At 38.6% G+C, this 25748-nt stretch carries 33 protein-coding genes; 22 read left to right on the top strand and 11 right to left on the bottom strand.

Features of this window, described 5'->3' with window-relative positions; genetic code table 11:
• The first annotated feature begins 7 nt into the window (after positions 1–7).
• The 18 genes from ACFSY7_RS03020 (at position 8) to ACFSY7_RS02935 (ending at position 12008) form a co-directional block, all read left to right on the top strand.
• Positions 8–334 (top strand): phage baseplate plug family protein, encoded by a 327-nt coding sequence (locus ACFSY7_RS03020; protein WP_380146762.1) that lies wholly within the window; start codon positions 8–10, stop codon positions 332–334.
• Complete coding sequence (locus ACFSY7_RS03015; RefSeq protein WP_380146761.1) at positions 327–1127, top strand: phage protein; 801 nt, start codon at positions 327–329, stop codon at positions 1125–1127. The genes ACFSY7_RS03020 and ACFSY7_RS03015 overlap by 8 nt, the downstream gene beginning before the upstream one ends.
• A complete protein-coding gene (locus ACFSY7_RS03010) occupies positions 1127–1567 on the top strand; it encodes a hypothetical protein (protein ID WP_380146760.1) in 441 nt (146 codons plus the stop codon). The genes ACFSY7_RS03015 and ACFSY7_RS03010 overlap by 1 nt, the downstream gene beginning before the upstream one ends.
• A complete protein-coding gene (locus ACFSY7_RS03005; protein ID WP_380146759.1) occupies positions 1564–1932 on the top strand; it encodes a hypothetical protein in 369 nt (122 codons plus the stop codon). The genes ACFSY7_RS03010 and ACFSY7_RS03005 overlap by 4 nt, the downstream gene beginning before the upstream one ends.
• Complete coding sequence (locus ACFSY7_RS03000) at positions 1919–3091, top strand: baseplate J/gp47 family protein (protein WP_380146758.1); 1173 nt, start codon at positions 1919–1921, stop codon at positions 3089–3091. The genes ACFSY7_RS03005 and ACFSY7_RS03000 overlap by 14 nt, the downstream gene beginning before the upstream one ends.
• A complete protein-coding gene (locus ACFSY7_RS02995) occupies positions 3091–3993 on the top strand; it encodes a hypothetical protein (RefSeq protein WP_380146757.1) in 903 nt (300 codons plus the stop codon). Before ACFSY7_RS03000 ends, ACFSY7_RS02995 begins: the two co-directional genes overlap by 1 nt.
• Positions 3990–4295, top strand: a complete 306-nt coding sequence (locus tag ACFSY7_RS02990; protein WP_380146756.1) for a hypothetical protein — start codon at positions 3990–3992, stop codon at positions 4293–4295. Before ACFSY7_RS02995 ends, ACFSY7_RS02990 begins: the two co-directional genes overlap by 4 nt.
• Positions 4295–4867 carry a hypothetical protein gene (locus tag ACFSY7_RS02985; RefSeq protein WP_380146755.1) on the top strand — a complete coding sequence of 191 codons (573 nt, stop codon included), beginning with the start codon at positions 4295–4297 and terminating at the stop codon, positions 4865–4867. The genes ACFSY7_RS02990 and ACFSY7_RS02985 overlap by 1 nt, the downstream gene beginning before the upstream one ends.
• A 19-nt stretch (positions 4868–4886) precedes the next feature.
• The gene (locus ACFSY7_RS02980) at positions 4887–5288 is read left to right on the top strand and encodes a four helix bundle protein (protein WP_380146754.1); all 402 of its coding nucleotides are present in this window, start codon (positions 4887–4889) and stop codon (positions 5286–5288) included.
• Between the two features lie 30 nt (positions 5289–5318).
• Positions 5319–5468 carry a DUF6273 domain-containing protein gene (locus tag ACFSY7_RS02975; protein WP_380146838.1) on the top strand — a complete coding sequence of 50 codons (150 nt, stop codon included), beginning with the start codon at positions 5319–5321 and terminating at the stop codon, positions 5466–5468.
• 115 nt (positions 5469–5583) lie between these two features.
• A complete protein-coding gene (locus ACFSY7_RS02970; protein WP_380146753.1) occupies positions 5584–6654 on the top strand; it encodes a reverse transcriptase domain-containing protein in 1071 nt (356 codons plus the stop codon).
• On the top strand, positions 6639–8423 hold the full coding sequence (locus ACFSY7_RS02965) for a DUF6273 domain-containing protein (protein ID WP_380146752.1): 1785 nt from the start codon (positions 6639–6641) through the stop codon (positions 8421–8423). The genes ACFSY7_RS02970 and ACFSY7_RS02965 overlap by 16 nt, the downstream gene beginning before the upstream one ends.
• Positions 8423–8614 (top strand): hypothetical protein, encoded by a 192-nt coding sequence (locus ACFSY7_RS02960; RefSeq protein WP_380146751.1) that lies wholly within the window; start codon positions 8423–8425, stop codon positions 8612–8614. Before ACFSY7_RS02965 ends, ACFSY7_RS02960 begins: the two co-directional genes overlap by 1 nt.
• Positions 8615–8616: 2 nt before the next feature.
• The gene (locus ACFSY7_RS02955; RefSeq protein WP_380146750.1) at positions 8617–8793 is read left to right on the top strand and encodes a CD1375 family protein; all 177 of its coding nucleotides are present in this window, start codon (positions 8617–8619) and stop codon (positions 8791–8793) included.
• Positions 8794–9075: 282 nt separating this feature from the next.
• Positions 9076–9354, top strand: coding sequence for a hypothetical protein (locus ACFSY7_RS02950; RefSeq protein WP_380146749.1), 279 nt, complete (start codon positions 9076–9078; stop codon positions 9352–9354).
• Between the two features lie 2 nt (positions 9355–9356).
• Entirely contained in the window at positions 9357–9608 is a 252-nt protein-coding gene (locus tag ACFSY7_RS02945; protein WP_380146748.1) for a phage holin, read from the top strand.
• 1 nt (position 9609) lies between these two features.
• On the top strand, positions 9610–10578 hold the full coding sequence (locus ACFSY7_RS02940; RefSeq protein WP_380146747.1) for a DUF5776 domain-containing protein: 969 nt from the start codon (positions 9610–9612) through the stop codon (positions 10576–10578).
• A gap of 125 nt (positions 10579–10703) precedes the next feature.
• The gene (locus ACFSY7_RS02935) at positions 10704–12008 is read left to right on the top strand and encodes a hypothetical protein (RefSeq protein ID WP_380146746.1); all 1305 of its coding nucleotides are present in this window, start codon (positions 10704–10706) and stop codon (positions 12006–12008) included.
• A 43-nt stretch (positions 12009–12051) separates the two neighbouring features.
• On the opposite strand, the gene ACFSY7_RS02930 is transcribed toward ACFSY7_RS02935, so the two are convergent.
• From ACFSY7_RS02930 to ACFSY7_RS02910, 5 genes are all read right to left on the bottom strand, one after another.
• Positions 12052–12807 carry a hypothetical protein gene (locus tag ACFSY7_RS02930; RefSeq protein WP_380146745.1) on the bottom strand — a complete coding sequence of 252 codons (756 nt, stop codon included), beginning with the start codon at positions 12805–12807 and terminating at the stop codon, positions 12052–12054.
• Between the two features lie 302 nt (positions 12808–13109).
• Positions 13110–13388: an AbrB/MazE/SpoVT family DNA-binding domain-containing protein gene (locus tag ACFSY7_RS02925; RefSeq protein ID WP_126991817.1), complete on the bottom strand. Its 279-nt coding sequence runs from the start codon at positions 13386–13388 to the stop codon at positions 13110–13112.
• Positions 13389–13655: 267 nt separating this feature from the next.
• Positions 13656–14333: an ABC transporter ATP-binding protein gene (locus tag ACFSY7_RS02920; RefSeq protein WP_380146744.1), complete on the bottom strand. Its 678-nt coding sequence runs from the start codon at positions 14331–14333 to the stop codon at positions 13656–13658.
• Complete coding sequence (locus tag ACFSY7_RS02915; RefSeq protein ID WP_380146743.1) at positions 14333–15370, bottom strand: ABC transporter permease; 1038 nt, start codon at positions 15368–15370, stop codon at positions 14333–14335. Before ACFSY7_RS02915 ends, ACFSY7_RS02920 begins: the two co-directional genes overlap by 1 nt.
• A gap of 217 nt (positions 15371–15587) precedes the next feature.
• Entirely contained in the window at positions 15588–16997 is a 1410-nt protein-coding gene (locus ACFSY7_RS02910) for a C69 family dipeptidase (RefSeq protein WP_380146742.1), read from the bottom strand.
• 201 nt (positions 16998–17198) lie between these two features.
• On the opposite strand from ACFSY7_RS02910, the gene ACFSY7_RS02905 reads away from it, so the two are divergent.
• Complete coding sequence (locus ACFSY7_RS02905; RefSeq protein ID WP_126991823.1) at positions 17199–18716, top strand: flotillin family protein; 1518 nt, start codon at positions 17199–17201, stop codon at positions 18714–18716.
• An 86-nt stretch (positions 18717–18802) separates the two neighbouring features.
• On the opposite strand, the gene ACFSY7_RS02900 is transcribed toward ACFSY7_RS02905, so the two are convergent.
• Positions 18803–19123, bottom strand: a complete 321-nt coding sequence (locus tag ACFSY7_RS02900; RefSeq protein ID WP_380146740.1) for an FAD-dependent oxidoreductase — start codon at positions 19121–19123, stop codon at positions 18803–18805.
• Positions 19124–19303: 180 nt separating this feature from the next.
• Here ACFSY7_RS02900 and ACFSY7_RS02895 point away from each other — a divergent pair, with 180 nt between their 5' ends.
• Together ACFSY7_RS02895 and ACFSY7_RS02890 are read left to right on the top strand one after the other, a co-directional pair.
• Positions 19304–20029: an alpha/beta hydrolase gene (locus tag ACFSY7_RS02895; RefSeq protein WP_380146739.1), complete on the top strand. Its 726-nt coding sequence runs from the start codon at positions 19304–19306 to the stop codon at positions 20027–20029.
• Positions 20026–20469, top strand: coding sequence for a hypothetical protein (locus tag ACFSY7_RS02890; RefSeq protein WP_380146738.1), 444 nt, complete (start codon positions 20026–20028; stop codon positions 20467–20469). Before ACFSY7_RS02895 ends, ACFSY7_RS02890 begins: the two co-directional genes overlap by 4 nt.
• 44 nt (positions 20470–20513) lie before the next feature.
• Here ACFSY7_RS02890 and ACFSY7_RS02885 read toward each other — a convergent pair whose 3' ends face one another.
• From ACFSY7_RS02885 to ACFSY7_RS02875, 3 genes are all read right to left on the bottom strand, one after another.
• Positions 20514–20885, bottom strand: coding sequence for a DinB family protein (locus ACFSY7_RS02885; RefSeq protein ID WP_380146737.1), 372 nt, complete (start codon positions 20883–20885; stop codon positions 20514–20516).
• Positions 20886–20993: 108 nt separating this feature from the next.
• Positions 20994–22763, bottom strand: a complete 1770-nt coding sequence (locus ACFSY7_RS02880) for a bifunctional metallophosphatase/5'-nucleotidase (protein WP_380146736.1) — start codon at positions 22761–22763, stop codon at positions 20994–20996.
• A 383-nt stretch (positions 22764–23146) separates the two neighbouring features.
• A complete protein-coding gene (locus ACFSY7_RS02875; protein ID WP_126991829.1) occupies positions 23147–23347 on the bottom strand; it encodes a YwbE family protein in 201 nt (66 codons plus the stop codon).
• 107 nt (positions 23348–23454) lie between these two features.
• On the opposite strand from ACFSY7_RS02875, the gene ACFSY7_RS02870 reads away from it, so the two are divergent.
• Positions 23455–23970, top strand: coding sequence for a DNA-3-methyladenine glycosylase I (locus ACFSY7_RS02870; protein WP_126991830.1), 516 nt, complete (start codon positions 23455–23457; stop codon positions 23968–23970).
• 352 nt (positions 23971–24322) lie between these two features.
• Here the strand turns inward: ACFSY7_RS02870 and ACFSY7_RS02865 are convergent, their stop codons facing one another.
• Together ACFSY7_RS02865 and ACFSY7_RS02860 are read right to left on the bottom strand one after the other, a co-directional pair.
• A complete protein-coding gene (locus ACFSY7_RS02865; protein WP_380146735.1) occupies positions 24323–25165 on the bottom strand; it encodes a DUF3298 and DUF4163 domain-containing protein in 843 nt (280 codons plus the stop codon).
• Positions 25158–25661, bottom strand: coding sequence for an RNA polymerase sigma factor (locus tag ACFSY7_RS02860; protein WP_126991832.1), 504 nt, complete (start codon positions 25659–25661; stop codon positions 25158–25160). The genes ACFSY7_RS02865 and ACFSY7_RS02860 overlap by 8 nt, the downstream gene beginning before the upstream one ends.
• Positions 25662–25748 lie beyond the last annotated feature (87 nt).

The following is a 25748-nucleotide window of genomic DNA, read 5'->3' as shown; positions in this document are numbered from 1 at the left end:
TGAAGTAATGGAATATATCGAAATCGACAAAGACTTGATACCGTATGAGTTCATCATTGAACTGGATAATGACGAGTACAAGTTAGATGTACGATACAACGAAACATACGATTTCTTCACTGTTGATTTATACAAAGACGAGCAATTGATTGTAGCAGGTGAAAAGTTAGTGTACGGGCAAGCGTTGTTTGCATCAACGTATGACCCACGCACTCACCCAGCACAAACGATTGTACCGTTAGATTTATCAAATCATGAAAGCACTGTGACTTGGGCCACGCTCAATGAAACAGTGTTTTTAATTTTGCAAAATGGTGGTGAATCGATTGGCTAAACTATGGAAACGTAAGATTGAAGTGAAAACGAATGGCTTATCTATCACGAATAAGATGTTGCACATCGAGTTTGAAGTGCCATTTGATGATGACCATTTACCTAACAGCGCAATCATCAAAATCTACAATCTAGTCCATGACACGCGTGAGAAAATCAAAGAAGGGGAACGGCTCACGCTTAACGCAGGCTACGAAGGTGATGTAGGTCAAATCCTTAGTGGCAAGATTACGGCTGTTTGGTCCGATAAGGTCGGGCAGGACAGGGCTACTCGTATTCGTGTAGTTGATGAACAAGGTACAAAGAGCAAGAAAAAAGTCGAGAAGTCGTACAAAAAGGCTGTTAAATCAAGCACGATTATTCGTGATGTAGCAAATGCTATCGGCATGAAAATCAAGGTGCTAGAGTTGCCGAATGACAAGCTACACAAAAAAGGCTATAGCTGTAACGGGAAAGGTGTAGACACGATTAAATCGCTTGCAGAGGACTGTGGCGCATCGTTTTACCCAATCTTAGGTCAATGGTATATCCGAGATATTCGTAAAGGCGACAACATCAACTTTGAGTTATCGCCAAGTACAGGTCTTTTAGGTGTGCCAGAGAGATTCACAAAGAAATATCAGAAGAAATCGACAAGGGGCTTCAAAATCGAAGCACTCTTACAGCATCGTGTGAAAACAGCAGCTATCTTGAAGCTACACAGCAAGACAGTAACTGGAACATTCCGCGTCATCGGTGGTAAACACATCGCTACAAAAGATGATTTTCAGACGCATTTGGAGGTGGTGAGCTAATGCCGCAAGGAATGGACACGCTCGATATGATTACAACGCAAACGCTGTTAATGGCGAATACAACCTTCCCGGCTAGAATTGAATCGTGGAACGGTCAAGAAGCTACGATACAGCCTTTGTTGATGCGTAAAGAGTACAACGAAGATGCAGAAGTGCCGCCGATTGTAGAAGGTGTTACATGTATTCAACATCGTTATGAAATACATGATTCCAAAGCTATTTCAGTTTTTATTCCAGGTAGTTTTGAAAATCACTACAGCATCACATTTAACGAGCCGGTGTACTTTGTGCCAGTATTTAAAAAAGGCGACATCGTGCTATGTAGCGTTTCCCAGCGCTCACTTGATGACATTGACACAAAGCAACCTTACTTACCGCAGAAATCACGCGTAATGAACTTACAGGACAGCGTTATCGTGGGGGTGCTAATACGAGCATGAAAACAGTGAGTATGAATGAAAACGAATGGGGCAACGACTTAGATTTTTCGGGCGCAGGCATTACAGAAGGGAAATACGAGATTGCACAATGTCTTGAAATTGAACTCGGTTCAGCGCTTAATGAATGGTTTTTGGACGAGGAATACGGCAAAGACTTAGAAGTATTCATGAATAAACCGACAGCAGATGAAATCATCGTTGAAGTAGCAAGAGTAATCGCAAACGAGGAGCGTGTGCAATTGGTTGGTGAGGTACAGGTTGAAGTAGAAACAGCTTCACGTACAGCGCATGTGTCGTTTGTAGTTGAAGAAATTGCGACAGGCGATGAAATGGAAATGGAGGTGAGTTTAGATGGCACTAACTAAATTAGGGTACAAGCGAGAAACCTACGAGGAAATTCTTGCTCGTACTGAATCAAAAGCAAAAGAATTATTCGGACAAGATGCAAATACATCGTCACGATCCGCACTCGGTTTTATCTTACGAATCATCGCATGGTCCACATCGCTCGTCTGGCAAGACAACGAAAATGTTTACTACAGCGCATATCGTAATACAGCGGAAGGGAAGCAGTTAGATAACTTACTTGTGTATGCAGGCATCACACGAAATCCTGCGTCAAGCGCATACGGTGATGTAACTTTCACAGGTGAAGCCAACACGCTGATTCCTTTTGGCACAATCGTAAGTAAAGCAGATGACACGCTGTACTACACAGCGGAAGAAAAGCGTATCAGTTCAAACGGAACAATCACAATCGAAGTAGTAGCACGAGAACTTGGCTCGGTAGGCAATGCAGATATTGGCGAAATCAATAAGCTGTTAAATCCCTTACAAGGCGTTGAGAGTGTAACGAATCCTATCGCTATTGCAAATGGACGCGAACGTGAAACAGATGCTGAAGCACGTAAACGAGCAGATGAAGTAGTTAGCGGACAAGGCTACGGCACAGTTTCATCTATTCGTACAGAATTATTGAAGAATCAAGACATCCGAGCAGTATACGTGGACAACAATCCAGAGGACACCACGAACGAATACGGTACGCCTACACGAGCTATTCAGTGTTTCGTGCTTGGCGGTGACGATACAGACATTGCCCAGGCAATACTTAACAAGAAAAGCGCAGGCGTACAGGCTTACGGCACAACAATCGTGAATATCGAAGATGAAGCAGAATACACACAAAAAATCGGTTTCACTCGTGCAGAAACCGTACAAATTTATGCGAAGGTCACACTCAAAACGAATATCTCATTTGAAGCAGACGGCCATCGACAAGTACGCAATGCGATGGTCGCTTACGTAGGTGGCTTAGATGAAGATGATACGGTACACAGTGGGCTATCAATGGGTGAGGACGTTGTGTTATCTAAACTAATCGCTCGTGTATATGCGGTCACTGGCATTGATGATGTGACGATTGAATTATCAGCAGACAACGCAGTATTTAGTGCTGCCAACGTTACAATGTCACGTCCACAAATCGCCCAGTTATCTGCTAATGCAATTGAGGTGATTTAATGTACAGCGTAAAACAACTTGTATCGCTCTTTACAGACCATTTTCGTAAAGACGAGGAAAGTAACACATACAAATTAATGCAGTTGTTTAGCGATGAATTACAGCTATTAGAAGAAACGAACAATCGTATTATCGAGTGGCGCAGCATCGACAATGCAGAAGGGAAAGTGCTTGATTTAATCGGTCAAAACGTTGTGCAACCACGGGGTACAGCAACAGACGAAGTATATCGCATCATGTTGAAAACAAAGATTGCTCGTAACCTTGCAGATGGTACATTGAACGGCTTAATCACAGCGATTGCATATGTGCTAGGTGTCGAAAAACAACAAGTAAAAGTCGTTGAATTGTGGGAGCTGTTAAATGAGCCAGCAGCAATGGCGATTGAAGAAATACCGCTCCAAACAATCTACGACGCTAACATCACAACGGACCAATTCGAGGAAATACTTACATCGCTCGTTGCGGGTGGCGTCAAATTGATGCTGCTTGCAAGCGGTTTGAGTGATTACTTGCAGTACAGCTCAAAACCATATGCATTTATCACAAATCCGTATATTTGCGGTCGTTTCCGATGTGCGAGAGTCGAAGCCACTACAGCAGCGAGCGAGCTCGAAATGAGCGGTACGCCATATAGTTTCATTGAAAGTCCGCGTATGACCAATCGTTTTAACACCGAACGTGTTGATGGTGTATATGTTGATGCAACATTTGAACTTGGAGCGGATCCGTACGCATTTGATAATGAAATCAAAGTTACGAATCGCTTTAGTACTGATCGTGTAGATGGAACAGAAAGTGCCGTAGACGTCGAATCAAGTGTGAATGTTTACGGCTACGAACAACGCACACGTACAACAGGTAAATTCCGCACAGGACAACGACAAGGAGGTAACAAATGAGCCAGATTAAACAATATATGGTTGATGCGACATTAGATTTCTTGGACCGACTCGCTGTAAAAGCAGTCGTGACGGTCGAAGGAGTTGAAACCGAGCAGCCAATTTATTTAGCGCGCATCGAAAAGAATACAGTGCGTAAATATGTACGATTAACGGAAGAACGTGGCTTAATCACAAAAGCGGTGCTAGTGGACAGCGAAGGGCGTCCATTAGTCGAGAAGGTACTTAATTATCAAAAAGGTAATAAGCCGTACATCATCGCATTCCCAATCACTCAAAAAATCATGGTAGGTGAAGAATAATGGTGGAAGTATTAAAAGAAAATCCATATAAAAAGCGTACTTGGTACGATGAAATTTATGATCCAGAAATTGATGAAGTACTCAGTGAAGGTACGCCATTTTTAGCTGACTATATCAATAACATCGAAAATGGCGTTTACAATGCATTTGATCATATCATGCAACTACAAAAAGACCAACAACGTATGCAACTGCAACTTCAATTAACAGACCGCGCACCGGGTAATAACGGGGCGTTTACGGACGCGTTGGACGGTACATCAACGAATATCGAAACTGGTGGAGCGGTTGTTGTAGCTGCTATTAACGCTAATACATCTATTATCACTGTAGATGACGCATCAACACTTACACCATTCACGGAAGCGACGCTGTTCGATGATACGTACGAAGAAGATGTGTTGATTTCAGCAATCAACGGTAATCAAGTGACGGTGAGCGGCAATATTGCACATGGTTACAAAAAAGGTGCGCGTCTTGTACGTTCCGCAGTATCAGTTGATACAACGAATAAAACGATGACAACCGCACCATTTACCACGTACAACGTAACACTTACATCTGTAGTTTAATTTTGGAGGTCCTGTAAAAATGCAACGCCGAATGGTAAATAAAGAAGATAGCGAAATGGCTGTCTTTTCGAAATGTAGAGATTTAATCACATATACACTGCAGATGACCAACAACACCAAGAGATTTCCAAAGAGCATGCGCTTTACATTAGTTAACCGAATGCAAGATAAAGTGATGAATCTTTACGAATTTATACTTGAAGCGAACGAAATTTATCCGCGAAATGCTTCGCAAAAAGAAAACCGAGCGGAAAAACAACGCCTTGCACTGACTTACTGCAAAGAACTTTTGTTCTACGTAGATTTAAGCCTGCAGCAAGGCTACATAAACGAAAAGAGCGCTGAATACTGGACGAAACTAATCCTAAACGTCAAATTTTTGACTGCAAAATGGATGAAAGTAGACCAACAGCGCTTTTAATATGCGATTTATTAGTTATTAGGGAATAACCTGTATCTTCTCCGTTCGCCGAACGCCGGCAACTCGAACAACGTGCGTAACGTGAACTTGTCTGGGGCTCTCAACAACGACAACGCGTACAACGGCAACAACGGCGTCCGTCCTGATTTGATGACGAAACAAAAAATACTTACAGACTGAGTAGGCTCTTATGTGGCCGAAAGCATATTTTTGAATTCACAGATTCAAAGGAGGTTATTTCCTGTGGTTAGTATTTGCCACGAACACAAGATTACTGACAGGGAGGTTTTCGTATATGGACACCGACCTTACAAGCGGTATGGATTTATATCATAAAGTATACGATTTTCGTAATTTATATAATGCGTACATGGCTGCGCGAAAAGGCAAACGCTGGAAGACAGCGACGAACCGTTTTGAAGCGAATGCGCTCGAATGTGTAGCGACACTTCAAAAGCAATTACGCGAAATGACTTATAGAATGGGGGCATACAATGTTTTCGAAATTACCGAGCCAAAAAAGCGAACAATTAAATCGACTGCTTTTAAAGACAAAGTGGTGCAACGTTCACTTTGCGATAACGTGCTTGAACCAGTGTTTGAGAGGTCCTTAATATACGATAATTATGCTTGTCGACATGGTAAAGGTACACATGCGGCGCTTAAACGCACAGAAGATTTCTATAGGGCGGCATATCGCAAACATGGTCGTGATGTATGGGTACTAAAGTGCGACGTCGAAAAATATTTCGACAGCATTGACCATGAAATCGTCAAACGTCTCATGCGTAAGTTTTTCAATGATGACCGTTTGCTGTGGTTATTAGACATGATTATAGATAGTACAGATGGCAAAGGCGTGCCAATCGGTAATCAATCTAGCCAATGGTTCTCAGTGCTATTACTCAATGAAATGGATCATTACATCAAAGAAAAATTACGTATCAAATGGTATGTCCGCTATATGGATGACTTTATTTTGGTTCATCATGACAAGGAATATTTGCGACAATGCAAGAAAGAAATCGAATGGATTTTAGATGGTTTAGAGCTTAAATTAAATTATAAATCACACATTTTCCCGTTAAAGCATGGCGTGGATTTCCTTGGATTTCACACGTATATTACCGAAACAGGCAAGCTAATTAAAAAGGTAAGGCACGACTCAAATAAGCGTGTAAAGCGCAAATTGAAGAAGTTTCGTGAGCTGTATAGGAATGGCGAGCGGACAAAACAACAGATTGATCAAGCATATAACAGTTGGAAGAATCACGTAAGGCATGGTGATTCTTTTTATCTGGTCAAAGAAATGGATAAACTGTATCACAAGATTTTTGAGGAGGACGTTACATGTCACAAAGATTAACAGCACTACCAGTTGGTGCAAAAGTAAAAGATAGTCAAACAAGTTATAACGGCAAGCCAATCGTTTGGCAAGTCGGTGGTCACAACCATTATGCGAGCGGTCAAACAGTTTTAGTATCAGAAAAAATCATCTCGCTCAAGGCATTTGACGCTATCGAAGCAAGCAATACAGATAGCAACCGCAAAAACTATGGCAACAACCGCTATGCACATTCGAACTTACGTCAATGGTTAAATAGTGCAGTAACATCTTGGTACGCAGCGCAACATTCAGCAGACGCGCCGCCAACTAACGCTAACGTTTGGTCGAACTACAACGAATACGATCAAGAAAAAGGTTTCTTAGCAAACTTCAGTGCAAACCTACGAAATGCGTTGATTCCGACATCATTAACAGTCGCTAAAAATACCGTTACAGACGGTGGCGGTAGCGAAACAGTTACAGATAAAGTATTCCTACTATCGAATACAGAAGTCGGTTTAGCAAATGAAAATTCAATCGCAGAAGGTAAATTATTACCGTTATTTACAACAGCAGATAGCTCACGCTTAGCATATCCAACAGCAGAAGCAGTTTCAAAATCGGAGTACAAAGATACAACTAGCTTAACAACTTCGAAAGCATGGTATTACTGGCTCCGTTCGCCGAGCGCCGGCTACTCGAGCCTCGTGCGTAGCGTGTACTTGTCTGGGGCTCTCAGCAACGACAACGCGTACAGCGGCGTCTACGGCGTCCGTCCTGCTTTGAATCTGTCATCTGACATCTTGGTATCTGACAGCGTCGATTCAGATGGAGCATATACAATCGTATGGAATAATACACCAACATTGACGGTCAACACAGAAAATAACAAAACGTTGTACGAAAATGATGCATTCACGATTGAAGGTAACGCGAAAGATGTCGACAACGGCGATATCGTGAGCGTCAAATACTCAATCAATGACGGTACATCAAAAGCGATTACATCAGCAGTTTCGGACGGTGCAACGCCGATTGTCTTCAGCAAGCAACTCGTTTTCAAAGGCGGCATTCTCTTTGACGGTGCAACAGCGATTACGTCAGCGCTTGCGGATAACACAAACCACGTGCTTAAAGTATGGGCAGAGGACGACAAAGGCAACAAAACAAGCGAGGTCGTGCGTACGTTTACATCAGTGACAAACCGTGCTCCAGGACTTGTCGTTGATGCAGTAACACCAAGCGGTACGATTGATTCAGATTCTTTCATCATTTCAGGTAGCGCATCCGATCCAGACGGAAATGATGTTGTTGTGACGTACAAAATCAACAGCGAAACACCGGTTGAAATTTACCGAGGACCAGCAGCGACATGGTCGTTCAATGTGGCACTCGGCGCACTGAAAGCCGGCGAAAACACAATTGTTATTGATGTAACAGATACATTCAATTTCAAAGCATCAAAAACAGTGAAGCTACAAAAAGACGTAGTACGCACAGCGCGCATGACAGGAACAGTGCGATACAAAATCAAGCCGCCAAAGGGTTCGGCAAAAACAATCGTCGTGTGGGCGCAACGTTCGTCTGGTATGACAATTGATGCTTTTGCGTCAATGGCATTAGTCGGTGAACCGGAAAGCTACGCGCCAATGGAGAAAACGAATACTGCATCTGTTTCCGGCAATATCGTCGAAGACCAATTTATGTACACAGCAGACGAAGAAAAACAAAATATCGTTACAAAGTTAAAAATCACGAAATCAAACGCAGATGACGTTGTAACGCTTGTACAAGGAGTGATTGATTAATGGAAATTCGTGAACGTATTGAAGGGAACACTTTCGGACCACTAAAACCAATCGCTGAGCAACCAATGACGCCACGTGAGATGGCACTATTCGCGGCACTCGCTGATTTAGAAGCGCAACGCGAACAAGATAAAATGGATAATTTACTAGCAATAGCAGAGCTAGTAGCTACAATCGAAGGAGGAAAATAATTATGGCAAAAGTATACTACGAACTAATCAAAGTGGACATGTGGGAGATTACACGCGTGCCAAACACATGGAAGGATCAAACAATTGCATTATTCGCAACAGACGTAGCAAATGGCAAGTTAAAAGAAGAAAAATTCGAGCAATACACTGGCATCAACTACGCTGAATACGCAGCATAATAGCAACAAAATCATCAAGCTCGACGTAGTAGATTTTTCAAAATATAGAGTGAATATGGCTGTAACTAGCCAAAATCCAATCGAAGCTTTAACAGTACTGATGTTAGGTGAAGACACGGACTTCCAACTGGAATCATTGGAAGGTTTTTCGGTTATTGGTAGTAAATTGAACAAACAAATATTAGATGAAATACAAAGCACGATTGATTCAATAAATTAAATTTAAGCACTCACGAATGTGGGTGCTTTTTTATTTGTTCAAATTTTGAAAGTAGGTGTGATATGGAACTTTCTATTTTATTTGGTGCAATTGGTACCATTTTAGGTATCGTAGGGGCATTAGTAACCCTGAAAAAGGATAGTAAAGCAGACGGAGCGGAAGATGCACACGTCAAAGCACAAGTGGATTACATTGCGCGTGGGGTGGATGATATCCGCATTGATCAACGAGCACAGGCGGGAAAAATTGAAGCGTTAAATGAGCGACTAATCAGAACAGAAGAATCTGCGAAACAAGCTCATAAACGTATCGACTCAATTGGCGAAAAGGAGGGAGCATAAGTATGACAGCAGATAAATTAAAGGAATACATTGCACTTTTTGGAGGGTTGCTATCAGCAATCCTTTTATTTTTGCAAGCATTAGGAATCGAGTTATTTTGGTTTACTGACGCTTCAATTGAAACGTTCATTAATGCTGCGCTAGCAGCTGTACCGTTTGTTTTAGTCGTATATGGTGTCTGGAAAAACACTTATATCGTGAGCAAAAAAGCGAAAGAACAGGAAGCGAAACTAAGAGAAGAGGGGTTAAAGTAATATGTCATTAATCAAAAATGATTTTGTAGTAAAAAATAAATACAGCCGACCAGGAGCAAAACGAGTTGTGACACGTGCCATCGTATTACACTACACAGCGAATTTAGGCGGCACTGCTAAAAATCATCAAAACTACTTTGACGGCTCAGATGGCGGGGGCGGTCGATATGCCGGAGCTCAAGTGTTTGTCGATAAAAACGAAGCGTTAGCAATCATGCCGCTTCAAGAAATGGCGTATCAAGCAAATGAAGCATCATGCCGAATTGCGGCACTGAAAGGCTCTTTGGGCGGTTATACAGGTAATGCAAATGTAACAAGCGTAGGTGTGGAAATGTGCATTGAGCGAGATGGTAGCATTGCTACAGCTACGTTTAACCGTACAGTAGATGTTGTTGTGGAGCTATGTAAACTGTATAACTTATCGTCTAGCGATTTATATCGCCACTACGATGTCACGGGTAAAAATTGCCCCGCTCCGTGGGTAGCTCGTCCAAACGACTGGGGCCGCTTCAAAGATGCAGTAGCAGCAAAATTAAAAGGCGATACGACGAGCGACAAGTTTTATACGTATGCGCCAGATCATGTAAAATCTTTAAAAGAAATCGGCTTATATAGCGATGTGAAGCTATCAAAAGATAAGCAAATCAAGCGCTATGCAAAAGGAACAAAGCTTACGATTATCGGGGTTGAGTACGACGGCAAAACACCGCGTCTACGCACAGCAAAAGGCTATATCACAGCGAATAAGGAAAACGTCAAAGGTTATCATGATTACATCGGTACGATTAAGATTTTAACCGATGATCTAAACTATTACGATACAGCGCGCTGGGATAAAGCGGATGGCCAGGTGAAAAAAGGCGAGGTGTATACAGTCGTTAAAAAGTTAGGAAGCGGGCATTACCTACTGAAGAGTGGCCGTTATATTACTTCTAATAGTAAGCATGTGAAATTTGTAGAAAATGAATAAAATAAAAAAGCCTAGCACTCAGGAGCTCAATCCGCTAAGTGCTAGGCTTTTTTATTTTGCTTATCAAAAATATGATATACAAATTATTAATTTTTACTTAACATTAATTTTAGGAGGGATATACATTGAAATTATCATTCGAAAAATGGTTGGAAGATCAAATTTATGCTCCTGAAATTAATAAGATCTTTTTTGAGGAAGCTATTATATGTTATAAAGCAGGAGCATATAGGGCAGCGCTTTTATTTTCTTTTACAGGTTTCCAAAGAATTTTGAAAAAGCGTATTCTTCATTCTTCAATCTTACCAATAGCATATGAATTAAAGGAAGAAGAGTGGTCACATAAAAAGAAGGCATTAATGAACGAGGATAATGCTGATAAAGTTTTAGGAAACTATATAAGAATTTCTAAGCCAGAGGAGAAGATTTTTGATTTAACAGATGATTTAAAACAACAATATATTTATTGGTCTTATCGAAGGAACGACTGCGCACACGGAAAAAACAATCCCATAGAAGCTAGTCATGTAGAAAGTCTTTGGTCATTCATTATTTCAAATGAAGGAAAGTTTCATATAAATGGCGGAAAATTATTTTTGATAGCTAATATACAAAAGTATTTAGATAGTTATGAAACGCCCGAAAATGAATCACCTGAATACATAGTAGAATATTTAAGAAATCATATACCGATTGAAGAAAGTGGAGAAATTTTCAAGAAAGTTATTGAATTATGCAATTCAGCTCAACTTTTTGAAGGTTATATATTGAGCAAGAAACAAACCAACCTTTTAATTAGTTTTTTCGATTTAGAAGAACATAAACCATTCTATTTAGGTCAACTAAAAAAAGAATTAAATTTATTATTTGAACTTTTTTGTTGTTCGCCTAGGTTAGTTCAACTTTTAAAAAATGATGATTGCGTAAGAATTTTGTGGAAGAAGTATCTACCTGCTAAAAGAGATTATAGGGCATCTCAGGTTTTCATAGAATTGATTAAGCATGATGTAATTCCTTTTAATCAACAAGAAGAAGCTATTGATCTTTTTCTGAATGATTTACAGTATAAAGATGACTTCTTTGAGAATGCTAACGAATTAACATATTTCAATATGACAAAATCTATAATACCAACTTTAGAAAGCATGCTTTTTGATACGGAATATCCACGCTTAAAAGATTTCACTTTTGCTAATAATCATAAGTGGTTAATTACTTTTTACTTAAAATATAGTCTAGAATATAAAGCTATTACAAGTAGTGAATTTACACAAAAAATACATGAAACTTTTGAAAATATGAACTACCCATATCAATTAGCGGACACTTTGCGCTATAAAATACAAAATGATTCTTCTTTTTCAGACAAACTTAATCAATTATTCCAAAATGAATCATTAGAAATGCCAGCCAAACTCCAAGAACATTAATAAAACAAAACCGCTTTTAGCGCCTTGCTAGAAGCGGTTTTGTTTAAGGTAATATTTTTATTTCACTAGCTAGTATCAATGGTACTGTATTTGTGCCGCCGATTTTGGTTTGATATGTATATTGTTCAGCTACATACCCATATACTTCTACAATATCGTCCTGTATTACATCTGTTGAGCCGTTATAAGCAATAGCAATTAAATCTGTCCAATAATTGTTTTCATTCGACATATTTACCATAAGGACAGTCTTGCCATTTTCTTCGAAAGCTTGTGCCACTTTTGCCTTAGCAATGTAGTATTCAGTACCAACATAACCATCACTTGTCTTAATGAGATGTTTGTATGTGATTTCTTTACTATTTTCTCTTGCTATTTTTTTAGCTGCTTTCAAATCTTTTTTATCCTGCTCCGCTTGGGCAACAGTATTATAAGCTTCGCTATTATCAATCGTAATTATTTCTTCTTGTGTATCTTCGCCATTTGTTGCAGTGACGGTTATCTCAGCTTTTTTATTATCTTTGGCTATTACTCCTACAAGATCTACGTCACCGTCGCCCCAGTCCTCAATTTCCGCTCCGTCCGCTTTATCAATTTTATATCCCTCACTAACAGTTAATGAGACATCGAATTCGCCATCATCATCCGCTTCAAGGTCTATTTCGTTATATGTGAATGCTTCTGTCGGTTTCTCTTTTTTCTCCTCTGCAGCTGCTTTCTTTTCGCTCGACTCGTCACTTCCACACGCGCCTAGAATTAATGCGAAAGCAACTGAAGCGACCAATAATAGTTTCTTCATAATAATCCCTCCATCTCTGTACTATTTATGCTAACAATGATGTAGAAAAATGTATGTAATAAATTTATGAGCTTTTAAAATAAAAAAATGCTCTTTCTATAAAATCATAGAAAGAGCATTATTATATAAAAAGCCACTCGCCGGCCTATTTTAAAAACATATATACTTATTTAACGTAGTTCCCGTTTCAGTTCCCACTTAGTTCCCACATTCGTTATATAATGAATGACTAGGGAGTTTATTATTTATCTTGCGAAAACAGCTATAAATAGCGTTATTACGCCATTTGCATGCATGAATGACTACTTGTTTAATTGAGATTGAATTTCTTTTACTAATATTTGTGCGCCTTCTGGGCTTAAGATTAAGTTGCCACCAGCAAGGCGGAAGTTATCATCTGATACTTCACCTGTAACAGCACAAGTCATATTTGGTAAATATTTTTTTAAGATAATTTTATCATCATCAACGTAGATTTCTAATGCGTCTTTTTCTGCAATTTTTAATGTGCGGCGTAATTCGATAGGAATAACGACACGGCCTAGCTCGTCAACTTTACGTACAATACCTGTAGATTTCATGGGGGAAATCCTCCTAATAATATATAATTAATTCGTCATTTTTCGACAAAATCTTTATCCGGAAACTATCATACCAATTCTTTTTTTCTGCGTCAATCAATTAAAGTCGTATAAAACGATAAAAAACACACTTTTTAGGACTTTAATACAGCCTTTTTTATAAAAAATTACTTTTTTTAGCTAAATCTAGCTTTTTTAAATAGAAATAACGCAAAACTTTTTTCGACAAAAATAGACAAAAGATGTCGAAAAATAAAAACATCGCAATTACTGCGATGTTTCTTTCTGTTTGACCAATTTTCCTTGTTGCATTTCATAAATGATATCACAGTAAGGTAAAACACTCTCATCATGTGTTACGATAACGGCAGCTTTATTACGTGTATGCACCTCATGCGCAATCAATGCGACAATTTCTTCACTACGACTTGCGTCAAGCGATGCAGTTGGTTCATCCGCTAAAATTAATTCTGGATCATTCATAAATGCACGAGCGATAGCAACACGTTGCTTTTCACCACCAGATAAATGTTGGATATGTTGTTTTTTCCGGTGACTCATACCAACCGCTTCTAATAATTCATCCGCTCGTTTTTCATCCCAAGTATTATTTAAATCAGCAACTACTTTTAGCTGATCTTTTACCGTCAAGAATGGTACTAAGTTTGATGCTTGGAAAATATAGCCGATATTTTTTAGACGCACATCTGCTAATTTATTTTTAGGGTAGTTTGAAATATTTTCGCCATTTATGAAAACATCTCCGCTTGTTGGAGTTTGAAGTGCTCCCGCAATTGATAAAACCGTACTTTTACCACATCCAGACGGACCAATAATTGCGACAAGCTCTCCTTTATTTACCTCAAAATCTAAATTTTCTACAACTGTTAATGTATCATCACCATCTTGGAATTGCTGTGTGATATGTTGAAGTTTTAATGTCATTATTCTACTCTCCCCATTGCTTGAATTGGATCGGCCTTTACAATACTAATTGTTGAAATGAGTGCACCAATTAATGAAACTGCAAATAACGCGGCACCATAACTTAAAATAACTGTTGGCTCAAAAACAAATGGCATTCCTTCTGGTATAAATAGAGGTAAGATATAAGCGAATAGCGCAGCAAGTGTAATGCTAGTAATTGATAAAATGAATACTTGTAGCATCGTTGTGCGAATAAGTGATTTGCTTTTCGCGCCAATTGCTTTTAAGATACCAAATTGTTGTACTTTTTGAATCGTCATAATATAGAAGAAAGCTCCTAATACGAATACAGCAATAATAATTAAGAAGCTAAGCATCATATTTAGAGAACTTTGCTCTGCACTATAGCCTGGAATTTGTGCCACAACATCTTCTTTGGTTGACCAGTCACCATCAATTGATTGTGCAGGTGTCCCTGAAGTTGAAACAAGCGCATTATAAGTAAATCCTACTTTTTCCCATAGTGCAGGCTGGATAACGATTACCGGTGTATGGCTATACGTAAAATGTTCTGTGAATGCTGAAACCTTTACCTTTTTTTCAACAGACGGTAGATAAAGCACACTACCAAGTTTTACGCCATGTTCTTGCATTGTTTTATCAACAATAACTTCATTAGCGTTTTGAGGCAGTTTACCTTCTATAATAGTTGGTAATAATTTTTTGTTTTCAAATGTCATAAACGTGCTGTCAATTTTTTTCCTATCTTTATCTTTTTCAGTTGTTTGCATTTGAACACCAAATGCAGAAGCATCTTTCGCTTTTTCTGCTTGTTCGATTGTAAACTGTGATCGATCTAATCGATTTTCACTATCCTCCGCTAAATAAAAATTTGTTACCTCTAATTCTTTCATAGAAGAGGCATTATCGTTTGCTAGCCCATTTGCTAATCCACTAATAATAAATACGAGCGCTGCAACAAAAAATAAAATAAACCCAATCAATAAATACTTTAATTTAAAAAAAGTCATTTCTTTAATTGATAATGAAAACATTGTATACTTCCTTTCCTTAAGTCGTTATCACGAGTATAATCTCTCTTTATGAATGGATTATGAACACGTAAAAAAATGAGGCTGGGACAAACACTTTATTTTCCTTTTTTAGTGTTCGCAACGAAAAACCGGAACCGCGCAACAGCGCGATTCCGGTTTTTCTTATGCTCATAGGAGAGGTTGTTTTTACACGTATGTCCCAGCCTCTTTCAGTAGATTAATCGTTTAATGAGAAGTTTAAAGACATATGTTTTGTACCAGTTGCCATCATGTTACCGAGTAACTGGTTCGTATTGTTAAAGCATAATGTCGCCATTTCCTCATTCACTTGGCCTAAATAAGCTTGAATGTCTGTTTGCTTAGTAGCCTCGCGGTCTGCTAATAGCTGCATATTACGGCAACTTGCCACCGTTTTTTGTTCGTAGGCACGATGTAGATCGCTGTATAAATCAAAATTCGTATCTCCAAGCAGGGCAATTGTATGACTTAGCCAATGAATTTTTGTAATATCAAATGTCGATTTTGTATCACGGTAGCAAGCTGGTGTATCTAATACATTTGCATAAAAAGGAACGATGGCATTAAATGTATTCGGTCCAAATGCAAGCCAGTGTACACCGGCAATTTCTGGTGAAACGTCTGGACGGATTTGTAGAATATGACATTCCTGATTACGGTTAATACCAATTGTACGGAACATAAATTTGGTATCTTCGCTGCCTTCACCATATGGGTCAAATTCGGTGTTTTGGAAATGTGAGCTAAGCGCCCACTTGACGTCTTCTACCGAAATTTTACGATTAGCATGGCAAATAAATGGTAGGTTTTGTTCCATTGGTTGCTGTTCGATTTCTGGGTTAAAGAATTGTTGAACATACCAAGCACGAGGGTTGTTATAACGGGTATCTTTAATTGAAGCACTACCAAAAATATGGCGTAAATTATAGCCCTCAAAATCAGGATTTAAATGATGAACTTCGATAAACTCACGTAATCCTTCTGAGAAAAGTGTATCCGCTGAATCAAAGTCAAAATGATCAATATTGAAGCGGTTTGGTGCCACGACATAAGCATCGTCTGGAATACGAACAGCTGCCCAGTGGTGACCACCAATTGTTTCCATATACCATACATCATCGGCATCAGAGAAAGCGATACCGTTTGATTCGTATGTGCCATATTGTTCTAAAATACTTCCTAAACGTTGTACGCCTTCTTTAGCAGAGTGTACATAAGGGAGTACTAATGTAAGCATGTCTTCTTCACCGATACCATTATCAACAAATGGGTCTGCACCTAATACACGTGTATTCGTCGTGATGGTTTCTGTTGCAGTCATCGCTACATTGGCGCTATTGATACCAGATTCTCCCCAAATACCAAAGCCTTCTGCTGCATCTGGTGTAGATGTATAACGCATTGGATTTTCTGGTAAGTCGATTTCAAATGTACTTTGCACTGATTTATAATGACGTGGCTGATCCTGTGGATTCATCACGATAAAACGTTGTGGATTAGACGAAGCACTTCCGCTATCTTCATTCCGCGCAATCATCGTTGAACCATCAATCGATGCTTTTTTACCGACTAAAATCGTTGTACAAGAACCTTCTTTTCGTTGTTTCATAAAATCATCACCTAACTTTTCATTTTTCAAAACAAATTATATCATATCGATATTAAATTATAAGAACATTCAACTAGAGAGTACCTAGAAATAGTAGTGATTCAGCACCGTCCTACCGGCTATGCATTGAAATGAGTAATCAATTCCCATAAACTTATAGTAAGTGGAAATTATATCCACCACGAAAAAGGGGGAAGTTACATGTTTAAATTCGGGTATAAAAAGGTCGCTCCGAACGAGGCATTAATTATTTCAGGCAAAAATATCGGGAAAGAGGGGGAAGCGGGCGTCTATATTAAAGATGGTCGTCGCCTTCGTGTCGTACGTGGGGGCACGGTACTTGTTACGCCATTCCAATCTGCTGATTCTATTTCATTGAACTCATTCCAAATTCCATTAAAAGCAGAAGGGATTTTAACGCGAGATGAAGTACCGATTACTGTTCATGCGACATCAACGATTAAAGTAGCCGATGAACTTGAATCTGTCATTAAATTTGCGGAGCAATTTATGGGCAAGGCAGAAGAGGAAATTTCAAAAGAATTACGCGTTATTCTAGAAGGTAAGCTGCGTACTACAGTTGCCGAGCAAGAAGCGCTTGAAGTAAATAATGCGCGAGAAAACTTTATTCAAGTTGTACAAGAGAAATCAGAGGCGGATTTAAAGGCGATGGGCTTCAATGTTGTCAACTTTTCATTAGACCGTGTATTAGATGCAGATGAATACGATTCAGAGCTTGGCTATTTAAAAAACTTAGGGATTACAAAGCTTGCTGAATCGTCAAAACAGGCACAAAATGCGCGTTCTGATGCAGAGCGTCAAATTGAGGAGAATAAAGCGAGTAATGCGCAGTTAACAGAACGTGCGAAAAATGAATCGGATATTGAAATTACACGTCAACGGACGGATTTACAATTAGAGCAGACAAAAGCTGCAAATGATTTAGAGCTTGAAAAAACACGTCGTGAGCGTGAGCTAAATGAGCAACGTGCGATTGCAAAGCAAGCCTATGAGAAAAAGCAAGCTGAGCTAGAACTCGATTTAATTGAAAAAGAAACACAGGCAAAGCGGGAACGTGAAAATTCACAATTAGAGCTGAAAGAGTTAGCGAAACAGCAAGCAGTTATCGATGCGCAAATCATTGCAGAAAAGGATGTCATCGCGAGTGATGCGAGAGCACGTATTGCAGAACGTACAGCAGAAGCGGATGCGCGTTCTAAGGAACTTCAGTTAAAAGTAGAAAATGATGCGGTTGCACGTAAAAATCAAATCGAAATTGATGCGATACGTGAGAAGGGGATTGCTGAGGCGGAAGCGATTAAGATGAAAGCTGAAGCAATGAAGGAATACGGTGAGGCAGCGATTGCAGAAATGTTAATTAAAGTACTGCCAGATTTTGCGCGCGCCGTTGCAGAGCCACTTGCATCGATTGATAATGTACAGGTGATGGATTTTGGAGCAGAAGGAGGCGGTGTACAAAGCGTCGCGGGAAATACAGTCGGTGTCATGGCCATGGTCCAAAAATCCCTAAAAGAAACGACTGGGATTGATGTGAAAGATTTACTTGAAACAAATGCATCCTATGGTCGTAATTATTTATCGGCAAAATCTGAGCCAGAGCAAGCATTAGAAGAGGATTATCCAATGCCTATTGAGACGATTTCTGCTGAGGAATTAGAAAATTTTGAAGCCAATGTAGAAGACGATAATAATCGATAACAATGCTAGCTATCCATCTATTTATTAAAGCTTACTTTTAAAGAAGTGGGCTTTATTTTTATGGACGAAATTGTGTGCGTCTTACGCTACAAAAAGTAGGATGCCAGAATTTTAATACCTATAGGCCCGTGGTACTTTTTTATATCTATTCTCTTATTTTTTCCAACCGTTGAATCTAAATAATTTTTAGCATCTTCATAAGAATCAGCCACGCCTGCTTCGACTAAATAGCGATTGTTTGGAATCCAGACACCGCCTCCAGAAAGCGCCGATGCACCGCCAAATACTGCTTCTTTCTCGATAAGTAATGTTTTTAGCCCCTCATTTTTAGCGGTGATAGCTGCAGCAAAGCCACTTGCCCCTGAACCAACGACTACCACATCATATTCTGCTGTCCAATCAACCATACAAATACCTCCTAATATCCTTATTTATTCCAAATATAACAATTAGTGAACAGGAGTACAAATCTTTTCACTGCGCCTATGTTAGCGCTTGCAATATGGTGTTAGTGTTGCTACACATTTGTAAAAATGGTAGTTATTTTAATTAAAAGGAAATATACTTATATTTAAGGGGGAAAGAAAATGAAATGGGTTTGTTTACATGGGTTAGGGAGTACGAAGCATTATTTTAAAGAGTTGCAACAGCTATTACCGAATGAGGATATAGAGGCTTATGATTTGCCCGGACATGGTGAGGAAGAAGCGTTAGCTGATTTTACAATGGAGGAGCTAGTGGCATGGCTACATCATAAGGTGACCGAGCCTGTCATGTTAGTCGGGCATTCACTTGGCGCAATCATCTGCTTAGCTTATGCACAGCGCTTTCCGAAAAATGCAGCGCATCTAGTGTTATTAGATGGTGGCTATTTACAGTCGGCAGATTTTGGCGTATCGCTCGAGCAAGAAATCGAAGGCGCTAGGCAGTTTATCGCCCAAATGCAGTTTCCAACATTTGAAGCAGCAGTAGAAGCTGAAAAAGAAGAGGCACTAAGATGGAATGATGTCCTTGAAGAAGCGGTGTTCCAACGTTTTCATCATACAGATGGACATGTGCAATTAAAGGTATCGGAGAAAACAGCGGTTGCCTATACAAAAATAAGCTATCAATTTAAACTACCAGCACTTATGCAACCGATCACATTGTTTATTGCGACTCAGCCTATAGAAGCCGAACAAGTGCGCCAAAAAGCCATGCAGCGATTTATGACAACATTGCCGCAAACAAATTGTATACGTGTGGACACCGGACATGATGTACTTACGGAAAATCCATTTGATATTGCAAATCAGTTATGGGAGTATAAATGAAAAAAATAACATTAATTGTTGTTATTATGGTAATGATTGGTGGCGCTATTTATTGGAATTATGCAACAGGGATTCCTTCACTATCAGTTAAAGCGGATAATAAGATAGTAGAAGTCACACAAGGAACTTATTGCTGGAGTAGCTTAATATCAAGTGAATGTGTCGATAAAATAGCACCGACACAAATGGTGAAAGAGGGATTTATTACACCAACTGTTGTGAAACCAGGGGCTATACTGAGCTATCAATTTAGTAAAAAACCAGTAGGAGATTCTGAAAGTATATTATTAGAAGATGAAGCGGGGCATTCAATTGACGTAAAAAGAGAAAATCAGACATTTAAAGCACCGACTAAAAAGGGACTATATATGTATACCATTTCAGCAAGATGGGATAAAGGCGATGTTAGTTATGTAATTGCGATTGATGTCAAAAAATAAAAACCCTTCCACTATCTAGGAAGGGCTTTTATTTTTATAAGCTATCAAATAAAACGATATTCGTATTGTACAGTTGCTTTAAAGTCAGATGCGGAAGAAGTCATCACATCCATCGAATCTTCAAATGTTTGAAGGGCTAATGCGACGTATTTATCAACTAGTACATATACTTCTTGAATATCAGCTAATGTCATTTTTTCTACAATCTCTACGGGGAAGTCCTCAATAGAATCATTGCCTAATAAAAATGAGCCAATCCAGTTACGATAGCATTTTGTAATGTGTAATAATGTATCTTTAACGCTATCTAATGCAAAGCCATGTGATTGTGCTAATTGTGCCTCATTTAATTGTGCGCATTGCGCCATAATAACGTCTCGTCCTTGTGTGATCCATTTATAATCTTGTGTATTCATTGTTTCCTCCTAGCATTTCGCAACGCCTATTTTAGCATGAATTTGAGGAATCGATGTACATTTTATAAAAAAAGACAGCCCCAGTGAATAGGAGCTGTCTTTTTTGCATTATTCTACACGTTCTAAACGTAATGTCGAGACATCTTCTTTTTTAATAGTCCCTATTTTTTCAACATAATTAATGAAAATATCTGTATCAACACCTAAATATTGTGTCACTTTTGCGCCAATGAAGGTTGGGAATTTATCGCCGCCTCCTAGTAAGAAGTCATTTAATGCCGCTTTATAGATACGATCTTCATCGATTTTTTGTCCGTTCACAAAAACATCAACGACGCCATTTTCATTAAATGTATAGTTTAACCCCGCCATTTCTAAACCATAACCACCGATGAATTGGTCATTAATTGCTGCTTTTACTTGTGCGCCTGTTAATTCAATGATGTTTAATGTATTGCCAAATGGTTGTACAGCTTGTGCTGCACCGCGTGTAACTGTAAAGCCATTAGCACTTGCGATACCATTTAAGTTTGAGCGTACACCACCAGAGTTTGTAAATGCAAAGTCTACTTCTGCATCAATTGAACGCGCATAATCTAGCTGTGCATCTGTTACTAAGTTACCGACTTCAGAGCCGCCGATAGGGTACTGGTCGGTCGGGCGTACTTTTGTTGGTGCGGTTTTTGATAAGCTTTCAACGTCTAAGGTAGCAATTGGTTGGTCCATAATTTTCCCAACGATTGTTTTCGCCTCTGTGACAATTTTATTAACCTTTTTCGATACTTTATTTGAATTCAATACATCAGCAGGCTGTGTATAATTGTATTTAATCGTTGCCGATGGAGTAGAAACAAAATCTTTTGTTTTCTTGCTAATTTTACCGTTTACAACCGAATAGGCTTCACCATAATTATAGGCTTGAACGATACGCACCTTTTTGTATGTATCATTTGCATACGCATGATTATGACCACCAAATACGACGTCAATTGAGTTTTTCGGATCGAGCTTATTCACCGTTTTTAGCATGTCGATTACTTCACCTGTTAATTGCTCATCTTTTTGTGTTGGAATAGAAGAATTTGCTTCTTTATTCGCTGATACAGAAGCATGTGCCACAACAGTAATTGCTTTTACGCCTTTTTTGCGCAACTCTTTTGTATATTTCGCAACAGCCTTCCCAGGATCTACAATGTCGATATCCTGTGTATGTTGTGCCAGCACAACATCTTTAATACTTGGTGTGACCACGCCAATAAAGGCGATTTTAACGCCGTCTACCTTTTTAATCACATATGGTTTAAAGCCTTTTAAAAGCTTATTTGTTTTTTTGTCATTAATATTTGCTGATAGGACATCCATAGACGATTTATTATACTGATAATCTTTCACGAGCTCATAATTTTGTGTCACGTTTTTAATTGGTGCGTCTCCTTTAAGAAGTCGCTTAAATTCATCAATGCCTTCATCGAATTCATGATTCCCTAAAGCACCTACAGAGAAATTCATTGCATTGACGATATTCATAACAGGCTCGTCTTGTAGTAGTCCGGAAATTGCAGGAGAACCACCAACTAAATCACCCGCTTGAATCGCTAATGAGTTTTTAGTTGATTTTAATTTATTTGCCTTTGCAAAAGCTGCCTTTTCTTGTTCGAAATGATATGCAAGAGAAGCCATACCCCCAATTACGGCACCATTGGCATCTTTTTTGTTGTTGCCATCGATATAACCGTGTAAATCATTCATGCCTAAAAACTGCACAGGTACAGTTTTGTCCACCACTTTAGCATCTGCCGTGACATCCGTTGTTGTAAATGGCACTGTCGCTAATAGCAATGCCGCACTTAATGAAACGATTAACTTTGATTTTTTCATTCTTGCACCCCTTTGTATCTAATACTCTAACTATAGAAATAATTATTCAAATTTTCAATATAATTTTAAAAATATTTCGAAATTCGTAATGTGTGCGCTTTTTCATCTTTTTTTCAGAATTGAAACGAAATCGAAAATTAAATATCCTTTTTTTGCTAGTTCGCGTAAGTATGCCTTATCGGTATAAGCAATAATGTATTAAAATAAATACTTTTATTCTATTTAATTATAAAAGTTACCTTAAATTAACATAGTTAACTTATATAAAATAAAAAAGGTTTACTAAAGTTATTAATTTAATGATAGAAAACGTTTTAAACGAAGATAAAAAAGAGGAATTGCCTGAAATGACAATTCCTTTAGACACACTATAACTAACACGTTTATTTCTCCGGATAAGTGTTACATACACGCCCGATTTGCCCGTCTGTCAAGCGTACTTTAATACCATGGGGATGTGAGCTACTATTTGTTAATAAGTCTTTCACGATTCCTTGTACAGTCTTACCTGTACGTTGGTCTTTTTTTAATACAATATCAACTTTCAGACCACTATATACATCTTTACGATTTTTGCCGTCCATTTTTCAACCTCCTTTAATGCGTTTTAAGTGTATCATATTTTTAAGTCATATAATTAGAACGTTTGTTCGATATTTGTTATAATAAACGAAAAATATGAGGTGATCCAATGGAAAAGTTTCGCTGTAGATGGTGTGAGTATGATGCCGATCTCATCCATTATCATGATAAGATTTGGGGAACAAAGCGAGAAACCGATGACGAGCTTTTTGAAGCATTGACCTTTGAAATTTTCCAGGCAGGTTTAAAATGGGCAACTGTTTACCGAAAACGCGACGGTTTTAAACAGGCATTTGCTAATTTTACGATAAAACATGTTGCGCAGTTTGATGACGCTAAGAAAAAGAAGTTGAAAGAGGACGCATCGATTATCCGGCATACGGCAAAAATCGCTGCTACTGTTTATAACGCACAGCAGCTCCTAACTATTCAGAAACAATATGGTAGCTTCAAAAATTTCCTTGATGTCGTACCACCAGAAAACCGAATTGAACAATTATGTGCCTATTTCAAGCAAGTTGGCAAAACGACAGCAGAAAGTTTTTTGATAGCATGCGGTTACCTGCCTACTCAGCATGAAAAAAGATGTTATTTGTATATCAAATCTGAAGAAGAAAAAATATAATGCAGAAATTAATATTGTATTGTTTAATACAGAGACAAGATAAGTAAAAAGAGACTTTGACATACGCAAAAACAACCGCTACTATGAGCATAAAAAAATGGGAATTACGCTACGGCGCGGTTCCCGTTTTTTTGTTGCAATCTTTAAAAAAGGCAAATGACGTGTTTTGTCCCAGTCTTTTTTATATGATGACTTTATTTCTACTCGTATGTTGTCGCCTCCTTATGATTGAAAAAAAGAACGAAAATCGCTTATTTACGCTATGCGGTCATTATTCGTTGCTATGTGGCTGCCACACCCTCTTTTGGTACATAAAAAAAGAAAGTACGACAAAACGTACTTCCCTTATTTTTTATCGAATATAGCGATCCCCTACTAAAATCGATTGAATCACCTTCGTTGGAATGACAAACTGAACAGCCCCCATATAGCCTGGTGCTACATCATATTCATCAAACGAAATGACAAGCTTGCCTTTATCATTAATATAAAATTGTTGATTTTTATGAATACTTTTGAAAACATCAACAGGTTCCTGTTCCGGATTTACAAAGTATATTTTATTGTCATCCACTTTCATTTGCGCATGCATTTGGCGAATAATCTCTTCACTAATGACTTCTATATAAGAAGTATCTTTAAATAAACTCGGTAATGTAATAAGCGCTTCATTTTTCGTATCAAGGGTCACATAGCGTTTCTGCTCATAGCCAGATGCTTGTACACGTAGAATCGTTTGCTCAATCGATAGAATGCCATGATGGTCGGTAATCGTCTTATAATCACTATCCACTGCAAAATGTCCCTTTTGTTGTTTGTATTCTTGATACAGTTTTTCTGTTGTTGCTTGGTAGTCTGCATTTATGTTATTTTCAAGCGTTTGGTTTTCGAGTCCACTCACTTTCGGTGTCGCTACATCAATTTTTGTCGTGCCCTTGCCATAATGTACTTCTTCAAATGTAACAACCTCAACAAGCTCTTTGACGCCAGGAATTTTGGATAATGTATCCGCTGCTGCAGGGCTTAGGTTTACCGATGCAACAAAGACCGTTGCTGCTGCGACGCTTGTCATCGGCCATACAAACCGTTTTTTCTTCGGCTTTTCATGCAATGCTTCTGTGACAAGCTTATCTAACTCCACAGGAATCGGTATATTTTTGTATTCCTCTCGTAATTCATGCAATTTTTTATTCATGAACGGTTCCCTCCGTTATTTCAATACGTAATAATTTTAAACCACGATACAATCTTGTTTTAACGGTATTAACGTTTTCATCTACTATTTCTGCAATAGCATCGATTTTTAAATCTTCAAAATAACGTAAAACAATAATAGTGCGATATTCGATTGGTAAACGCTCAAGTGCCTCGTGTAAGTCGATATCTTCGTAATGGTCTTCTGCGCCACTTTGTAAATAGTCAAGCGTGTCATCATCCATTACCGTTACACGCTTATGTTTTCGTAAAAAGTCGATAGCTGTTCGTACAACAATTTTATAAAACCAACTTTTCATCGAATCCATTTTTTCTAAGCGCTCAAGTGCCTGTAAGCCTTTTTGTATCGCATCTTGCACAATATCAAGCGCATCCTGCTGATTTTTTACATAGCTATATGCTAAACGATAAAAATCGTCTTTATAATCCGTTACACATGCCACAAACTGCGCACGTATGTCGTGTCTTTTTGTCATGTAAGGAGCTCCTTTACCAAACTAGTTCAACGAATAGACGTTCTTGTTACCTGAAAAAGTTTTTATTTCATCCAGCATTTTCAAAAA

The organism is Kurthia populi (assembly GCF_042686175.1).
Classification (GTDB): domain Bacteria; phylum Bacillota; class Bacilli; order Bacillales_A; family Planococcaceae; genus Kurthia; species Kurthia populi.
The sequence above is the reverse complement of the archived record's forward strand: the minus strand, read 5'-3'. Positions and strand labels throughout refer to the sequence as shown.

Bases quoted from the DNA above. Each gene is read 5' to 3' on its own strand.
- ACFSY7_RS02915 (WP_380146743.1), bottom strand. From the start codon at position 15,370: ATGTTTTCATTATCAATTAAAGAAATGACTTTTTTTAAATTAAAGTAT.
- ACFSY7_RS02910 (WP_380146742.1), bottom strand. From the start codon at position 16,997: ATGAAACAACGAAAAGAAGGTTCTTGTACAACGATTTTAGTCGGTAAA.
- ACFSY7_RS02985 (WP_380146755.1), top strand. From the start codon at position 4,295: ATGGTGGAAGTATTAAAAGAAAATCCATATAAAAAGCGTACTTGGTAC.
- ACFSY7_RS03020 (WP_380146762.1), top strand. From the start codon at position 8: ATGGAATATATCGAAATCGACAAAGACTTGATACCGTATGAGTTCATC.
- ACFSY7_RS02990 (WP_380146756.1), top strand. From the start codon at position 3,990: ATGAGCCAGATTAAACAATATATGGTTGATGCGACATTAGATTTCTTG.
- ACFSY7_RS02925 (WP_126991817.1), bottom strand. From the start codon at position 13,388: ATGAAATCTACAGGTATTGTACGTAAAGTTGACGAGCTAGGCCGTGTC.
- ACFSY7_RS02970 (WP_380146753.1), top strand. From the start codon at position 5,584: ATGGACACCGACCTTACAAGCGGTATGGATTTATATCATAAAGTATAC.
- ACFSY7_RS02875 (WP_126991829.1), bottom strand. From the start codon at position 23,347: ATGGACGGCAAAAATCGTAAAGATGTATATAGTGGTCTGAAAGTTGAT.
- ACFSY7_RS02945 (WP_380146748.1), top strand. From the start codon at position 9,357: ATGACAGCAGATAAATTAAAGGAATACATTGCACTTTTTGGAGGGTTG.
- ACFSY7_RS02885 (WP_380146737.1), bottom strand. From the start codon at position 20,885: ATGAATACACAAGATTATAAATGGATCACACAAGGACGAGACGTTATT.
- ACFSY7_RS03000 (WP_380146758.1), top strand. From the start codon at position 1,919: ATGGCACTAACTAAATTAGGGTACAAGCGAGAAACCTACGAGGAAATT.
- ACFSY7_RS03010 (WP_380146760.1), top strand. From the start codon at position 1,127: ATGCCGCAAGGAATGGACACGCTCGATATGATTACAACGCAAACGCTG.
- ACFSY7_RS02965 (WP_380146752.1), top strand. From the start codon at position 6,639: ATGTCACAAAGATTAACAGCACTACCAGTTGGTGCAAAAGTAAAAGAT.
- ACFSY7_RS02905 (WP_126991823.1), top strand. From the start codon at position 17,199: ATGTTTAAATTCGGGTATAAAAAGGTCGCTCCGAACGAGGCATTAATT.
- ACFSY7_RS02995 (WP_380146757.1), top strand. From the start codon at position 3,091: ATGTACAGCGTAAAACAACTTGTATCGCTCTTTACAGACCATTTTCGT.
- ACFSY7_RS02890 (WP_380146738.1), top strand. From the start codon at position 20,026: ATGAAAAAAATAACATTAATTGTTGTTATTATGGTAATGATTGGTGGC.
- ACFSY7_RS02980 (WP_380146754.1), top strand. From the start codon at position 4,887: ATGCAACGCCGAATGGTAAATAAAGAAGATAGCGAAATGGCTGTCTTT.
- ACFSY7_RS02940 (WP_380146747.1), top strand. From the start codon at position 9,610: ATGTCATTAATCAAAAATGATTTTGTAGTAAAAAATAAATACAGCCGA.
- ACFSY7_RS02895 (WP_380146739.1), top strand. From the start codon at position 19,304: ATGAAATGGGTTTGTTTACATGGGTTAGGGAGTACGAAGCATTATTTT.
- ACFSY7_RS02950 (WP_380146749.1), top strand. From the start codon at position 9,076: ATGGAACTTTCTATTTTATTTGGTGCAATTGGTACCATTTTAGGTATC.
- ACFSY7_RS02955 (WP_380146750.1), top strand. From the start codon at position 8,617: ATGGCAAAAGTATACTACGAACTAATCAAAGTGGACATGTGGGAGATT.
- ACFSY7_RS03005 (WP_380146759.1), top strand. From the start codon at position 1,564: ATGAAAACAGTGAGTATGAATGAAAACGAATGGGGCAACGACTTAGAT.
- ACFSY7_RS02860 (WP_126991832.1), bottom strand. From the start codon at position 25,661: ATGACAAAAAGACACGACATACGTGCGCAGTTTGTGGCATGTGTAACG.
- ACFSY7_RS02870 (WP_126991830.1), top strand. From the start codon at position 23,455: ATGGAAAAGTTTCGCTGTAGATGGTGTGAGTATGATGCCGATCTCATC.
- ACFSY7_RS02930 (WP_380146745.1), bottom strand. From the start codon at position 12,807: ATGAAGAAACTATTATTGGTCGCTTCAGTTGCTTTCGCATTAATTCTA.
- ACFSY7_RS02900 (WP_380146740.1), bottom strand. From the start codon at position 19,123: ATGGTTGATTGGACAGCAGAATATGATGTGGTAGTCGTTGGTTCAGGG.
- ACFSY7_RS02920 (WP_380146744.1), bottom strand. From the start codon at position 14,333: ATGACATTAAAACTTCAACATATCACACAGCAATTCCAAGATGGTGAT.
- ACFSY7_RS02880 (WP_380146736.1), bottom strand. From the start codon at position 22,763: ATGAAAAAATCAAAGTTAATCGTTTCATTAAGTGCGGCATTGCTATTA.
- ACFSY7_RS02960 (WP_380146751.1), top strand. From the start codon at position 8,423: ATGGAAATTCGTGAACGTATTGAAGGGAACACTTTCGGACCACTAAAA.
- ACFSY7_RS02865 (WP_380146735.1), bottom strand. From the start codon at position 25,165: ATGAATAAAAAATTGCATGAATTACGAGAGGAATACAAAAATATACCG.